10 protein-coding genes and 1 tRNA gene are annotated in these 14,906 nt (G+C 60.9%); 6 read left to right on the forward strand and 5 right to left on the reverse strand.

What is annotated here, in order from left to right:
* Positions 1-57: 57 nt before the first annotated feature.
* The 3 genes from ACRANW_RS05795 to pdeM all read right to left on the reverse strand — a co-directional run bounded on the left by ACRANW_RS05795 (position 58) and on the right by pdeM (position 3,395).
* Positions 58-1,497, reverse strand: coding sequence for an SLC13 family permease (locus ACRANW_RS05795; protein ID WP_479433581.1), 1,440 nt, complete (start codon positions 1,495-1,497; stop codon positions 58-60).
* A 570-nt stretch (positions 1,498-2,067) separates the two neighbouring features.
* Positions 2,068-2,586, reverse strand: a complete 519-nt coding sequence (gene infC, locus ACRANW_RS05800; RefSeq protein WP_479433582.1) for a translation initiation factor IF-3 — start codon at positions 2,584-2,586, stop codon at positions 2,068-2,070.
* 98 nt (positions 2,587-2,684) lie between these two features.
* Positions 2,685-3,395, reverse strand: a complete 711-nt coding sequence (pdeM, locus tag ACRANW_RS05805; protein ID WP_479433583.1) for a ligase-associated DNA damage response endonuclease PdeM — start codon at positions 3,393-3,395, stop codon at positions 2,685-2,687.
* Between the two features lie 150 nt (positions 3,396-3,545).
* Here pdeM and hemF point away from each other — a divergent pair, with 150 nt between their 5' ends.
* Both hemF and ACRANW_RS05815 read left to right on the forward strand, forming a co-directional pair.
* Positions 3,546-4,400, forward strand: a complete 855-nt coding sequence (gene hemF / locus ACRANW_RS05810) for an oxygen-dependent coproporphyrinogen oxidase (RefSeq protein ID WP_479433584.1) — start codon at positions 3,546-3,548, stop codon at positions 4,398-4,400.
* 75 nt (positions 4,401-4,475) lie between these two features.
* A complete protein-coding gene (locus ACRANW_RS05815) occupies positions 4,476-6,566 on the forward strand; it encodes a RelA/SpoT family protein (RefSeq protein ID WP_479433585.1) in 2,091 nt (696 codons plus the stop codon).
* 94 nt (positions 6,567-6,660) lie between these two features.
* On the opposite strand, the gene ACRANW_RS05820 is transcribed toward ACRANW_RS05815, so the two are convergent.
* Both ACRANW_RS05820 and ACRANW_RS05825 read right to left on the reverse strand, forming a co-directional pair.
* A complete protein-coding gene (locus ACRANW_RS05820; RefSeq protein ID WP_479433586.1) occupies positions 6,661-7,176 on the reverse strand; it encodes a CBS domain-containing protein in 516 nt (171 codons plus the stop codon).
* 84 nt (positions 7,177-7,260) lie between these two features.
* Positions 7,261-8,244, reverse strand: a complete 984-nt coding sequence (locus ACRANW_RS05825) for a peptidylprolyl isomerase (RefSeq protein WP_479433587.1) — start codon at positions 8,242-8,244, stop codon at positions 7,261-7,263.
* A gap of 80 nt (positions 8,245-8,324) precedes the next feature.
* Between ACRANW_RS05825 and ACRANW_RS05830 the strand changes: the two genes are divergently transcribed.
* From ACRANW_RS05830 to ACRANW_RS05845, 4 genes are all read left to right on the forward strand, one after another.
* Positions 8,325-8,415 (forward strand) — tRNA-Ser (locus tag ACRANW_RS05830).
* 303 nt (positions 8,416-8,718) lie between these two features.
* The gene (locus tag ACRANW_RS05835; protein WP_479433588.1) at positions 8,719-11,139 is read left to right on the forward strand and encodes a S9 family peptidase; all 2,421 of its coding nucleotides are present in this window, start codon (positions 8,719-8,721) and stop codon (positions 11,137-11,139) included.
* A gap of 171 nt (positions 11,140-11,310) precedes the next feature.
* On the forward strand, positions 11,311-12,411 hold the full coding sequence (locus ACRANW_RS05840; RefSeq protein ID WP_479433589.1) for a sensor histidine kinase: 1,101 nt from the start codon (positions 11,311-11,313) through the stop codon (positions 12,409-12,411).
* A gap of 205 nt (positions 12,412-12,616) precedes the next feature.
* Positions 12,617-14,680 (forward strand): AsmA family protein, encoded by a 2,064-nt coding sequence (locus ACRANW_RS05845; RefSeq protein WP_479433590.1) that lies wholly within the window; start codon positions 12,617-12,619, stop codon positions 14,678-14,680.
* Positions 14,681-14,906 lie beyond the last annotated feature (226 nt).

A 14,906-nucleotide genomic window follows, 5' to 3' on the forward strand; every position in this document is an offset into this window, starting at 1 on the left:
GGATGCACGAGCGAGATACTAGGCGCGCAGGCTCAATCCTTTTTAGCCTGGTCCGCCTCAGACCACCGCCGCGATCCCCCACACCACGCTGACGATCAAAACGATGCCGGCCACATCCAGCAGAGCGCCAGCCTTGACCATGGCCCCGATCCTGATGCGCCCGGTTGCCCAGGCGATCGCATTTGGCCCCGTCCCGGCAGGAAGCATAAACCCCCAACTCGATGCCAGCGCTGCGGGCAGAGCGAGCAGCACCGGATCCGCGCCCAGCGCCACGACCAGCGCGGCAACCACCGGCACGATCCCCGTGGCCGTTGCGACATTGCTGGCAAACTCGGTCACCACGATCACCAGCGCAACCACCGCCAAGGCGACCAGCACCAGCGGCCAATCTGCCAGCGGCAAAAGCGCCTGGCCCACCCAGGTGGCAAGGCCTGAAGCCTGCATCCCGGCAGCCAGTGCCAGGCCGCCGCCGAACATGAAGATCACGCTCCAGGGGGCACGCTCGGCCTCCCTCCACACCAGCAGCGGGCGCCCAGTGCCGTCGGGCAGCAGGAACAGCGCCAGCGCGGCGATGACGGCGATGGTGCCGTCCGTCCACGATCCGGGCGGTAGCAGTGGTGCGATCAGCGGCTGTGTAACCCAAGCGGCGAAGGTGAGGGCGAATAACGGTACAAGGCGCAGTTCGGGCGTCGTCCATGGTGCGTGATCTGCAATCGTAGCGCGCGCGGCGACAAGATCGAACGGGTGGTCTGCCACCCGAAGCACCCGGCCGACGATTGCAGCAGCCAAAGGCACACTCAACATCACCAGAGGAATGCCGTAGAGCGCCCACTCCACAAACGTGATCTGTACGCCAGCAATTTCGTCCATCAGGCCAACCGCAATGGCATTGGTAGGAGAACCGACGATGGTGCCAAGGCCACCGATGTTGGCGGCGAAGGCAATGCCCATGGGCAAGGCTCCGAAGATACCGTCTTGGAACGGCGGCTCCTCTTGTCCGCCTGTTGCGCTGCCCGAGCGCGGTGCCCCCCCCTCCAGCACAGCCAGCGCCATCGGCATCATGATCAAGGCGGTCGATGTGTTCGAGATGAACATCGATAAAAGCGCCGCTGCGATCATGAACGCCAGCAGCAGGCGTGCAGGCCCACCATCCGCCCCTACCATCCTGAGGATGGCAAGGCTCAACCGCCGGTGAAGTCCGGTGCGCTCGATCGCGAGGGCAATGAAGGCGCCGCCCAGCAGCAGGAAAAGAATGGGCGAGTAATAGGTGCTCGCGGTATCATTGGCATTCGACACGCCTGCCAAGGGAAGAACCACGAAGGGTAGAAGCGCCGTGACAGCAAGGGGGACCGCCTCGGTCATCCACCAGGCCGCCATCCACACCACAAGGCCCGCAACCAACCACGCACCCGGCGGCATTCCAGCGGGCGGAGCGACAAGCAGGGTGACGACAAGCGCTAGCGGGCCAAGGAGCAGGCCGATCCGGCGTGCTGTCATGCGCTGCGAACTCCCCTCGTGCCGTTTATCTCACTTGGGCTACTCGGCTATTTGTCAATCCGCAAGGTTCGCCCGGCCAGCCCTTCCGATCAACGCCTTTCGCCGAATGTGAAGGGCAAATTCCTTACAATTCCGGCATCTGTCAGAAATTAAGCAGCATATTGCCGCAAAGCTATGGCTTCGCGAACCAACTATTGTGCCGTTTGGCTGTGCGCGGCCGGAGAATTGGCTATTCAGCGGCAGCCCGTTCCAGCAGCGCCACTTGGTTTGGCGCGATGCAAAGGTGGCGTGAGAGCATTAACGGCCAGAGGTCGGTATTTTATGTCGCGGCAGGCATCCCAGCAGGGCACCTGATGTGGGTCTAGAGGCCATCGGGACGGGGCAAGACGGGACCTAGGCGGGGCCGAGTTTAACCTGAAATCGGTCGTTCCCTTTTGTTGGAGGACTACGTGGCACCGATTGATTGCAAGATGTTGTTCACGATGCGCTTGCATCAGATTCTGACCAAAACAACAAAGGGGGCGAATCGTGCTGATCCACCCCCATTCATCGCATGAAATTGCCCGTTGCCTATTTGGGTGCGAGCACCATCAGCATCTGGCGGCCTTCCAGCCGGGGGAAGGCTTCAACCTTGGCCACTTCGGCGACGTCTTCCTGAACCTTTTTCAGCAGATCCATGCCGAGGTGCTGGTGTGCCATTTCGCGGCCACGGAAACGCAAGGTGATCTTCACTTTGTCGCCATTGTCGATGAACTTGGTGACGTTGCGCATCTTCACGTCATAATCATGCGTGTCGATGTTCGGGCGCATCTTCACTTCCTTGATGTCCTGGGTCTTTTGCGTCTTGCGCGCCAGGTTGGCCTTCTTCTGCGCTTCGTAGCGGAATTTGCCGACATCGAGGTACTTGCAAACCGGCGGGTCCGCATTGGGGGACACTTCGACGAGGTTCAGGCCCTTTTCATTGGCCTGCTCAATCGCTTCGCGGGTGAACATCACGCCAAGGTTTTCGCCTTCGTCATCGATGACGCGGACCTTGGGGACATTGATCATGGTATCAAACCGAGGGCCGCTTTTTACGGGCGGGGCCATCGAGCGCCGGGGTGGACGTGATATGGGGTGTTCTCCTGTCGTTGCTTACGTATCGGGCGCTCCATAGTGCGAAACGTGTCCGGGCGCTAGGTGGAGTCTTACACCGCTGCCTGCCATAGTGGAAACCGCGCAATTTGGCCGCGGGCCGGCATCAGTGCTTCGATCCGCAAGGCGGGTTGCAGGGCAGCGCAGATTTCCGGTGCACCAGCGTCCATGCCGCCAGTCAGCGTACCAAAAGCGGGGAGAATCATGCGATCGGCTCCGCTGCGATCACTTCCGGCGACGCTGCGTCCCATGACAGCGCAGGGGCGGGCGATATGGCGGTTGCGGACATTCACGCGCAGCTTGGGGTGGTAGTGGCCTGAAAGCTCGGGCCGGGTTTCTCCGGGGCATGCTTGGTGGCGCAGCGTGATTCCGCCAACCTCCAATTCCGCCACAATCGTGCCCCCAAAATCTCTGGGCAAAGCCTCATCGTGGTTGCCGGTGATCCACACCCAGTCGAGCGACCGGGTAAGCGCTTCGAGCATCCCGGTGCAATGGGCATCCAGCCGCAGCGCGCCGGCATCATCGTGGAAATTGTCCCCCAGCGTGATCACCCGCCGCGCGCCGGTCAATCGCACAGCGTCGGCTAGGCGTTCGAGCGTGTCGCGGCTGTCATAGGGGGGCAGCATTGACCCGCGTTGTGCAAACCAGCTGGCCTTCTCCAAGTGTAGATCTGCAACCAATAAGGCCCGCTCCGCCGGCCAGTACAGCGCACGGCCTTGGCCAAGCAGCAATTCATGCCCGGCAAAGGCGAAAGGGGCGAACATAGCGGGAACCATGCCGCGTCCATCGCTGGCTTTCTCCCCGCCTGCAACAAAAACCGTTCATGCCAAGCTTGTCGAAGCGTCGCCTTTTCTTCTAATCCGCTGGTTGACGCGAAGGACAACCCTTCGACCAGCTGAGGGTGAACGAAATTTATGGATTGGTCTGACAAGACAGCGCAAGCGAAGGTGTGGTTTGAGAGTCTGCGTGACCAGATTTGCGCCGAGTTCGAGAGCATCGAGCGTGAGGCCGGATCCGATGCCCGTTTCCAGCTCACGCCCTGGAACCGCGAAGAGGAGGGCAATCCCGATCCCGGTGGCGGGGTGATGGGCGTGATGAAGGGCAAGGTGTTTGAAAAGGTCGGCGTCAATGTGTCGACCGTGCGCGGCAGCTTTGCCAAGGAATTTGCCGGTTCCATCAACGGCGCGAGCGCCGATGCGCCCGGTTTTGTTGCTACCGGTATCAGTCTGGTTGCGCACATGACCAATCCGCACGTGCCCGCCGTCCACATGAACACGCGGTTCCTGACAACGACCAAGGCATGGTTTGGCGGCGGGGCGGACCTGAACCCGCCGATCCCTTACGAGGAAGACACAGCCCTGTTCCACGCCGCGATGCAAGCGGCCTGCGATCCACACGGCGCTGATTATTACGAACGCTATGCCAAGTGGGCCGAGGAGTATTTCTATATCCCTCACCGTCAGGTCGGTCGCGGGGTCGGCGGGATCTTTGCGGATCATCTGGAATGCGCCGATGATGCCGGGTTCGCCGCCAATTTCGAATTCATCAAGGATATCGGGAAACAGTTTCTCGAAGCGTTCCCCGCAATCGTGCGCAGGCGGATGAACACCCCGTTCGATGCTGTCGATGACGCGCAGATGTTTGAATACCGCGGCCGCTATGCCGAATTCAACTTGGTGTATGATCGCGGCACGATCTTCGGGCTGAAGACCGGCGGTAATATCGACGCGATCCTGATGAGCCTGCCGCCACGGGCGACCTGGTCCTAAGGCAGCTATCGGCGATGTGGGGCAAGGCGCGATATTCCTTGCCCCACATCGGGCCCACGCCCATATTCCAGAATAATGCTACGCCAGTACGAACTCGTCGAGAAAGTCCTCGAATACGATCCCAACGCCGACGAGGCGATTCTCAATCGCGCGTATGTCTACACCGTCCAGAAGCACGGCACTCAGAAACGCGCGAGCGGCGATCCCTATTTCTCGCATCCGGTTGAAGTCGCCGGATTGATGACCGATCTGAAGCTCGATCAGGCCACCATCATCACCGCGCTTTTGCACGATACGGTTGAGGATACCCTTGCCACGATTGACGATATCGAGGCGCATTTCGGGCCCGAGGTGGCGCGGCTGGTCGACGGCGTGACCAAGCTTTCCAAGATCGAGGCCATGCCCGAGAATGAACGGGCGGCAGAAAACCTCCGGAAGTTCCTGCTCGCCATGTCCGAAGACATCCGCGTGCTGCTGGTCAAGCTGGCGGACCGGCTGCACAATATGCGCACGCTGCATTTCATCAAATCGCCGGAAAAGCGCCAGCGGATCGCGCGTGAGACCATGGATATCTATGCCCCGTTGGCAGAGCGGGTCGGCATGTACGAATATATGCGAGAAATGCAGGCGCTGGCGTTCCGCGAACTGGAGCCTGAAGGCTACACCACCATCACCAACCGGCTTGATATGCTGCGCAATCAGGCCGGCGGGCAGGTGGATGCGATTGCGTTGACGGTAAAGCAACGGCTCGCCGAAGCCGGCCTTCGCGTCGAGGTGTCGGGCCGCGAAAAGCATCCCTTTTCCATCTGGCACAAGATGGCCGAACGCCATGTCAATTTTGAACAAGTCACCGACATCATGGCGTTCCGGGTGGTGGCCGAGACCGAGGAGGACTGTTACCGTGCCTTGGGCATTCTCCACACCACATGGCAGGCCCTGCCGGGGCGGTTCAAGGATTACATTTCGACCCCGAAGACCAATGGCTATCGCTCCTTACACACATCCATGGTGTACGAAAAATCGATGCGGGTGGAAGTGCAGATCCGCACGCGCGAAATGCATCGCCGCAACGAATTCGGCCTGGCGGCCCACTGGGCGTACAAGCAGGCCGATACCGCCGATGGCCAAGTGGGCTGGCTGCGTGACCTGATCGAGATCGTCGAACAAAGCCACGATGCCGAAGAACTGCTCGAACATACGCGCATGGCGATCTATCAGGATCGCATTTTCGCCTTCACGCCTAAGGGCGCGCTGTTCCAATTGCCCAAGGGCGCGACGGCCGTGGACTTTGCCTTTGCAGTCCATACCAATCTGGGCTTGCAGACCGCAGGCGTGAAGATCAGCGGGCGGCATGTGCCGTTGCGCACACCGCTGGGCAATGGCGATGTGGTCGAGATCATCAAGAACCCGCACGCCTCGCCGCAGCTATCGTGGCTCGGCTTTGTCGTGACAGGCAAGGCGCGCGCTGCCATTCGCCGCGCGGTGCGGTTGAAAGAACGCGCCGAAGTGGCTGAAATCGGCGCCAAGCTATTCGACGAGATCGCCGCACGCGTACCGGCAAGGATCGGCAAGAAAGCGATCCGCGCTGCGGTGGAACGGCTCGGCCTCGATGAGCCGGACGACCTGATGTACGCGATCGGCGCGGCCAAGATCGACGACCGCGACGTGATGGAAGCACTGGTTCCCGGCTGCACGGCAGGGATCGAGGACACCATTCACTGGGAACGGCGCGAGCGTGCAATCTCGATCCGCGGCCTTACCCCTGGGGTCGCGTTCGATCTTGCCCTGTGTTGCCACCCGGTGCCGGGCGACCGCATCGTCGGCATCCGCCGCAAGGGCGACACGGTGCTGGTCCACGCCATTGACTGCATGGAACTGGCCAGTGGGGTCGATAGTGATTGGATTGATCTGGCCTGGGGCAACCAGTCGGTTGGCGCGGTGGGCAAGCTGTCAGTGACGATTTACGACCGGCTGGGCACGCTTGCTGAAATGGCGGGCATCTTCGCGCAGAACAAGGCGAATGTGCAAACCTTGATCCAGGCGCAGATTGACCATCCCTTTGTTACCTATGACGTCGAAGTCGAGGTGCAGGATGTGGGGCACCTCAACCGGATCCTTTCGGCTCTGCGCGCCAGCGATGCGGTGGCGCAGGCGGAGCGGCAATAGGGAGAATCATCGTAAGCGGTGATCGGACTGGATCACGTGGAGTGCGCCCATCCGCCTGAAGGCCTCGGTAAGGTTTGCGCGTTTTCGCGGATCGTCAGATAAACGTCAGCAACACCACGACCAGGAGCAGCGAATACACCACAATCCCGCCCACAATGGCGATCGGATTGAAGGCCGGTGCCAGCGTTGCCTGCGCCAGCTGGCTGAGTTGGCCCAGCAATTGCGGCCAGGTGTAGGCGACGAAGTCACCCTGGCTCATCACGGCGACCAGCCGCTTGTCCTGATCCACGATCGGCAGGCGGCGGAAACGTTCATTCGACATCACCTGCAGCCATTCCAGCACGTTATCGTCGCGGTGGGCCATGCGCACCTCGGTCGTCATCACGGCGCTTACCGGGGTAGTGCGTGGGTCACGGCTTTCGCCGATCACGCGGCGGAAGATATCGCGCTCCGTCATTACGCCCAGAACGCGGTTTTCGGCATCGGTGATGAACACCGAACCGAAATTGCGGTCGGCCATCTGCGTGACGGCATCGAACACCATGGTGTCCGGCGTGCAGGTGAGCGGCGGTGCCTTGCTCTGAAACTCCTTGCGATCACCGATTTTCATGGGTTGTCCTTTCTTGCGCTTGTGGGGTGCCAGGGGGAAAACGCCCAGAAAAGCGGCGTGTTCCGTAAGGGAAGAGAGCGCGGTTCAACCGCCGCCCGCCACGCGGCGCACGGGCACGCGGATGTTGCAGATGTCTGCGCCGCCAGCGGGGGTGATGAAGAACGGATCGCGGCGGTTGGCAATGGCTTCGGCGTAGGTGGCGAAGGTGGCGCTTTCGGTCGAGAGATATTCCATTATGGGTTGCTCATCGGCCGGAAGATCATTCGCCACCCGCACCGACAGAATTGGCGTGCGCTTATCCGCTTCCGCTGCAGTGTAGAACCCCAGCGCGCCGGAGCCGCGCGGCAAAGAAGAGAGGTGCTGCATCCCCTCGATCACGCGGCCCACCAGCGCAATATTGCGATCGAGGTGGCGCGGTGCATGGCCGATCACGGTATATAGCTCCGCGCCAGAGCCGGTGTCAGGTGAATAGTTCCGCCCCACGCCGACCATGCCGTAACAGTGGGTGGGCCATACCTCTGATGTTCCCGGGGTGCTCGAGAGTGGCCAGCCTCGAACAATACTGGCGGCTCCGTATGTGTCGTCTTGTTTGGTTCCGACCGCACCGACAGGCGGCAGAGGTGGACAAACGTGATGCCCGCACCAGCTTGGGCTGACATACTCCGCCTCCGCCATCACCTTCAGCCCTTCCGGCAAGGGCTTGGGCGTCCCCGTCGCTTCCGGGTTGTCGTAATTGGGATCGCCCCACTGGGTGACGTAATTATCCTGCACCCGGTTCACCGAAATCCCATCATACCAGCCGGCGCGCGCGAACAGGCGGATATTGTGCACCCAGCCTTGCGAGAACGGCTCGGGCATCAGCTGGATCACCACCCGCCGCGGCGTGCCGTCAGCGTCCGGTGCAAGCGTCATCACCAGCAGGTCCTCCGCCGCAATCCCCACCCAATCAGCGGCCGGCGCAGCCGCGACAATCTCGGACGGCGCAGGCGCGCCCTTGGGTTCATCCTGAGCCAGCGCAGGCAAGGCAAGAGCGAGGGCAGCCGTGGCGGCGAGCAACACAATTCTCATAGCCCACATTGGTGCCACCACGCGCCTTGCGAAGCAATCCATTCGCGGCTAGTGGCGCGTGCTTGCCCTAACCGGCAGACGGAGCGGTGGCCGAGTGGTCGAAGGCGCACGCCTGGAAAGTGTGTATACGTCACAAGCGTATCGTGGGTTCGAATCCCACCCGCTCCGCCAACGACCCCCACCGCATTCTCTGTCGTTGAAGGCAGTGAAGGGGCCCGCACAAAACCGCGGCATATGGGCGGTGATGCGCCACTTTCGCCCCACTAATCAGCCGACCTTGGCTTTTTCCGGCGTGTTTTGCGCCGCCAGCCTGCGCGGTCGTCTCGCATCGAACCGGGCTCCTGTTGTCTGGCGCCAACCTGTCATGTGATACCGACGGGGGGCATCCTTCTGCCTGTTTTGATCCCTTCCGGTCCCGCGACGCTTGCTCAGGCCGGGCCTCTTCGCCAAGAACAGCGCCGAGGGAGAAGTGCCTTGTACAAGAAGTTCCGATTGATCGCTGCGACCGGTATCGCCAGCGGCTTGGCCATTGGCTTCGCGTCGCCCGTGATCGCGCAGGACGGTTACCAGACACCGCCAGCCAACGTGACCGACATTGTGACCCGCGCCCCCAGTCCGAGCGCGTCGGTCTCTCCTGGCGGCGATCAGATCCTCCTGATCGAACGCGAAGCCCTGCCGCCGGTGGCCGATCTGGCCAAGCCGATGGAAAAGCTGGCGGGATTGCGGCTCGATCAATCGACCAATGATCGGTATCGCACGCGCGCACAGGTGGGTCTGTCATTGCAGGATATCGCCAGCGGCGCGGTACGACCCGTTGCTTTGCCCGCTGATGCCGACCTTTCGCGCATCGCCTGGGCACCGGACGGTTCCAAGGTCGTGTTCACCAATACCCGCGCCGATGGCATTGATCTTTACGTGCTCGACACCAGCAGCGCGCAGGCGCGCAGGGTGATGACAGGCGGGGTCAATCCGATCTTCCAGTCGCCAGGCTGGATGCCCGATGGGTCGTTGCTCGCGCTCACCATTCCCGCCGGTCGCGGCGCAGTGCCGACCAAATCGCTCACCCCCAGCGGACCCGCGATCCAGCGTGCGTCGGGCGGTGAGGAAGCGCAGACGCGAACCTATCAGGACTTGCTGGAAAACCCCTATGACGAGGCGCTGTTTGCGTGGCTTACCACGACGCAGCCGGTGATCGTGGCCGCCGATGGCAGCTCCAGCCGCGCGGTTGGGACCCCGCGTATCTACACTTCGGTTGCCCCCTCTCCCGATGGCCGTTACCTCCTGATGGAATGGCTGGAAAAGCCGTTTTCCTATCAGGTACCGTGGTCACGCTTTCCGCTGTCGAGCGCGGTCTATACCCGCGACGGACAACTGGTTGAGATGATCGCCCAGCGACCGCTTGCCGATGCCCTGCCGGTGCAGGGCGTGATCACGGGACGGCGCAACATCCAGTGGCATCCGACCGAAGATGCGATGCTGGTGTGGGTCGAGGCGCAGGACGGCGGCGATCCGCGTGTGAAGACCGACAATCGCGACAACATGTTGGCGCTGGCCGCGCCTTTCACCGGTGCCGCACGGTTACTGATGCAGATGGAAGACCGGGCTTCGGGCGCTTTCGGGATCGAAGGTTCAGACGATCTGATTGCCTATGACTATGATCGCGACACGCGGGAAATCCGCCAAACGCTGATCGATGTGAACGGGAACCAGCCGCCGCGCCAGATCGGCATCCGCAATGCGCAGGATGCCTATAACGACCCCGGCAGCCCGCTGTTCACTTACACCGATCGCGGCAGTCAGGTGGCGCGCATGGTCGATGGCAAGCTGCTGCTGTCAGGCCTTGGCGCGACACCGGAAGGCTATCGTCCGTTCTTGCGCCGCTTTGATCTTGCCACCCTGGAAACAGAGGAGTTGTGGCGCAACTCCGGCGAGGCGTTTGAAACCGTGGTGGATGTCTTGTCCGAGGACGGCAGCGCCTTCGTCACCTCCTATGAAAGCCCGACCAACCCTGGAAATGTGCGGCTGCATGCCGGCGGAAGCCCCCGGTTCCTGACCGACTTTCCCGATCCTCATCCCGAATTGACCGGGATCAAGCGCGAAGTGGTGACGTACAAGCGCGCCGACGGGGTTGATTTGACAGCGACGCTCTATCTGCCCGCAGACTACACGCCTGGCGACAAGCTGCCTGTAGTCGTCTGGGCCTATCCCACGGAATACAACGATGCAGCGACCGCGGGGCAAAACCGCGACACGCCCTATCGCTTCACCCGGGTCGGGGGATATTCGCACCTATTCTTCCTGACGCAGGGCTATGCCGTGCTTGATCGCGCAGCCATGCCCGTGGTCGGGTCCGATCCGGAAACGGTCAACGACACCTTCATCGAGCAAGTCGTCGCCAGCGCCAAGGCCGCCATTGATTTCTCCGTCGAACGCGGGTTCGGTGATGGGGTAAGAGTGGGTGTGGGCGGCCACAGCTATGGCGCGTTCATGACTGCGCACTTGCTGGCCCACAGCGATCTGTTCCGCGCCGGCATTGCGCGTTCTGGGGCCTATAATCGCACACTTACGCCATTCGGATTCCAATCGGAGCGGCGCGTGTTCTGGGACACACCGGAAACTTATTACCGCCTCAGCCCGTTCATGGCGGCGAACCAGATCAATGAACCGATCCTTTTGGTCCATGGCGAAAACGACAGCAATTCAGGCACCTTTCCCGACCAGTCCGAGCGGATGTTTGCCGCGGTCAAGGGCACAGGGGGGACGGCGAAGCTGGTGATGCTGCCGCATGAAGACCACGGTTATCGTGGCCGGGAATCCGTGCTGCACACGCTTTACGAGATGATCGGCTGGTTCGATCTCCACGTGAAGAATACCGCTGTGGAGCCAGGAAAGTAAAATCTCCTGTACATTAAGACGTCAGGTTGTGGGCGGGCGCCAAGGCCGCAAAGCAAAACTGTGCGTCGCGTGCTGCCGATCATGGCACAAGCCCGTCACAAACCGCGTTCACTTTTCAGGCGTAGTTTTCTTGATGATAGAAACAGGTCTTACGGGTCAGGGGAATCCTCGATGAACGAAGATGCGCCGGCTGCCCACTACAAGAAGATGTTTGAACGGGTTTCGACCTTGGCCAAGATCGGAGTGTGGGAATACGACATTCTCAGTGGACATTTGACATGGACGAACATGGTCTACGACATCTTTGGAATGGATCGGGGTGCACCTGTTGACCGCGAGGCTACTCTCGAGCTTTACGAGCCTCACTCCCGTTACGAATTGGAGCGCATACGTACAGACGCGATAAACGCGGGCACGGGCTTCGCTTTGGACATTCAGATCAGACGCAAGGACGGGGACGTTCGCTGGGTCCGTGTGACCGCGCAAGTTGAGCAAGAGGCAGGCACATCGGTTCGTATCTTCGGGACCAAGCAGGATATAACGAGCGAGAAGGCTGCGTTGGAACAGGTGCAGGCTCTCCAGTCCGAACTGATCCATCTGTCGCGGGCGAGCGCCATTGGCGTTATGACCTCGACGCTTGCGCACGAGTTGAACCAACCGCTTACGGCCCTGTCCAACTATCTATCCACCGCACGGCGCATGGCGGGTCATGAGGGCATCAGTCAGGACTTTAACGCGTGCATCGACGGCGCTTTGGAGGCCACTGATCGCGCGGCGAATATCATTCGCTCCGTCCGCGCCATGACGGCGGCAAGCGATGGTAAAAAGGCACCCATCGTATTGTCGTCGTTGGTAGAGGAGGCTCTGATCCTGGCGACCGCAGGCGTGGCCGACCTGACAGTGTCATGTGAAATCGATCCTGCTCTGCGTGTTTTTGCTGATCGCATCCAGATCCAGCAAGTGTTGATCAATCTGATCCACAATGCTTGCGAGGCGGCCGCGGGTGGTCCCTGCCGTATCGCCATCTACGCACAGCCCATAAATGCCCATGTGGAAGTTATCGTGAATGATGAGGGCCCCGGTATACCCGAGACCATCATGGCCGACGTCTTTGAGGCCTTTACTTCGGCCAAGTCAGCAGGCTTGGGACTTGGCCTATCGATCTCTCGAACAATCGTCGAAGCGCACGGCGGCAAAATCAGCGCGGCAAATCGACCTGATGGCGGCGCTTCGGTGTGCTTCACGCTTCCGAACGGCGAGGGGCGAGGCTGAACCGTTGCAGGCTGTCACGACGGTCATGCCGACGCTGGCATGGTCTGAGCAACCCCGCCGGCTTTTCGGCGCATCTCGCTGAAATCGGGCAGGCGGTCGTCGGCTGCGTGGATCAGGCTGGGTTAAGGCGATGGACAGCACGGGGATGCCTACGTCACAAGGGAACGCCATGCCCGATCAGGATGTTTCTATTGCCCCTCACACCATGAATGCCCCCGAAGCGCCAGACGCGGTGCAGCGGCGTCTTGGCTATGTCCGCAAGATCGCCATCGGTGTGCTTGGATCGATCTTTGCGATCTGGTTGATCCTGTTTGTGACCAAGGGCGCGTTTCTCAAAGGCCCATTCGAACGCACTGTTGCCGCGATGACTGATCGTGAGGTTGCGGTCGGGGGCGATTATCAGCTCTACTTTGCACCTTTCGACATCAAGTTCGTTGCCGAAGATCTGACGATTGCGAACCCTGCGTGGGCCAAAAAACCGCATGTGTTCGCGGCAAAGCGCATTGATACCCGGATCGCGCCCTTGTCTGTCTTGTTCGGCAAGCCGCGTCTGCGCTGGCTCGACCTGACAGGGGGGGCAGCAGGGCTTGAATGGAATGCTGACCATACCGCCAACACGTGGACATTCGACACAGGGGGCGATGCCGAGCCGCTCGACCTGCCAGTCATCGATCGTGCGAAGCTGCAATCCACGACTTTGCATTACAGCGATCCGCAGTTGCAGTTTATCGCCGATCTCGACTTCGCCACAATCACGTCGCGCGATGCCCAGATTGGCGAAAGCGTGCAATTTACGGGCGATGGCACAATCCGGTCGACCGATTTCACCTTAAAAGGCGCGTTGCAAAGCCCTGATGCCACCCTGGCAAACGGGGTTAACAAGCTGGTCATTCAGGTAAACGCAGGGGCTGATCGCATCGACATCAACGGCACGCTGCCGAGCCTCGCCGATATTGAGAACATTCCGCTGGCGGTGCGCGCCAAGGGACGCAACGCCGCCGAACTGCTCGGCATCATCGGGATCGTTGTGCCCAACTCACGAGCCTACACGGCGCGTGCGCAGCTGGTAAAACGCGGCACGCGTTACACCTTTTCCCAATTGACCGGCCAGTTCGGCGATAGTGACATCGCCGGAAAGTTCACAGTGGAAACCGGCAGGCCCCGGATCCATGTCGACGCCGATCTGACAACCCGCATGCTTGATATCATCGATGTGGCGCCGTTCATTGGCTATAATCCGGATGTGGTGGCCGCAAAGGGCGTCGTTGCTGCGGCGGCGGCTTCCGGGGCCGCGCCTGCGCGTTTGCTGCCGGACATCAGCCTGCGTGCGGAGGGCTTGCGCGCCTTTGATGCCGACGTGCGCTATCGCGCAGCCAGGTTGCGGTCAGACAGCGTTCCGATATCGGATGTGGCGGTAACGGTCGATCTTAACGATGGTCTGCTCGCATTGTCGCCGTTCGGCTTCACAATGGCGCGCGGCAAGGTTGCAACCGACATCGTGATCGACTGGCGGCGCACCCCGGCAAGAACCGATTATGATATTCGCCTGGCCGCAACTCCGATGAGCCAGTTGCTCGCCGGATTTGGCGTGGCAGAAGCGGGAACCACTGGCACGGTTGCGGGCCGGATCGAACTGGTGGGCGATGGCGACACCCTCCACGATTCGCTCGCCACTTCACGTGGACGAATGGCGTTCGTTATTCCGCAAGGCACCTTCTGGACTCGCAACATTCAGCTCGCTGAGCTCGACTTCGGCACATTTGCGCAAAAGATGTTCGAAGGGCGATTGAAGGAGCCGGTGCGCATCAATTGCGGGCTGGTGGCCTTCTCGGTGCGCAATGGTGCAGCGGGCGCTGATCCCATCCTTATCGACACGAGCAAGAACGTCATTCTGGGGCGCGGCGGCTTCAGTTTTGCCACGGAGCAAATGGATCTGGCGTTCCGCGCAGACGGCAAGAAGTTCAGCCTGATCTCCGGGCAGTCCCCGGTCGGGCTGGGCGGCTATTTCTCGCAGCCAAAACTTGATGTCATCACTCCGGAATTGCTCAGCCGGGCTGGTGCTGGCTTGGGTCTGGCCGCGCTTATCGCCCCGCCAGCAGCTGTTCTGGCATTTGTGGATGTCGGCGATGCCAAGTCTGCGGCCTGCGGCCCGGTCCTCGCCGGCGCAACCGCCAAAGCGCAGCGCACCAAAGATGGCGAAGCGCGTGATGATCTGGGGAACGGCAAGCCCGAGAAGGAAAAGCGCAAGAAATTTCTTGGAATATTCTGACGTTTTTGCCGCAAATTTTTGAAAAGCCCCTACCATTCAAGACTAAGAAAAAAGTCGATATTCGAGCGGAGGCTCTTGAACGAGAAGCGACGTATGTTGCTTTGTGATTCTAGCTGCGCTGTCGACCGGGCGGGTGATTGACGTTGCTTTTCTGGACGATGACCCGGACTAAACATCAAACCATTCTGGCCTCCGGCGTGAGATGGTGCCAAGGCAAGCGTGCGGG

The sequence above is a fragment of the Erythrobacter sp. 'gip.4 top 5' genome, assembly GCF_056495765.1.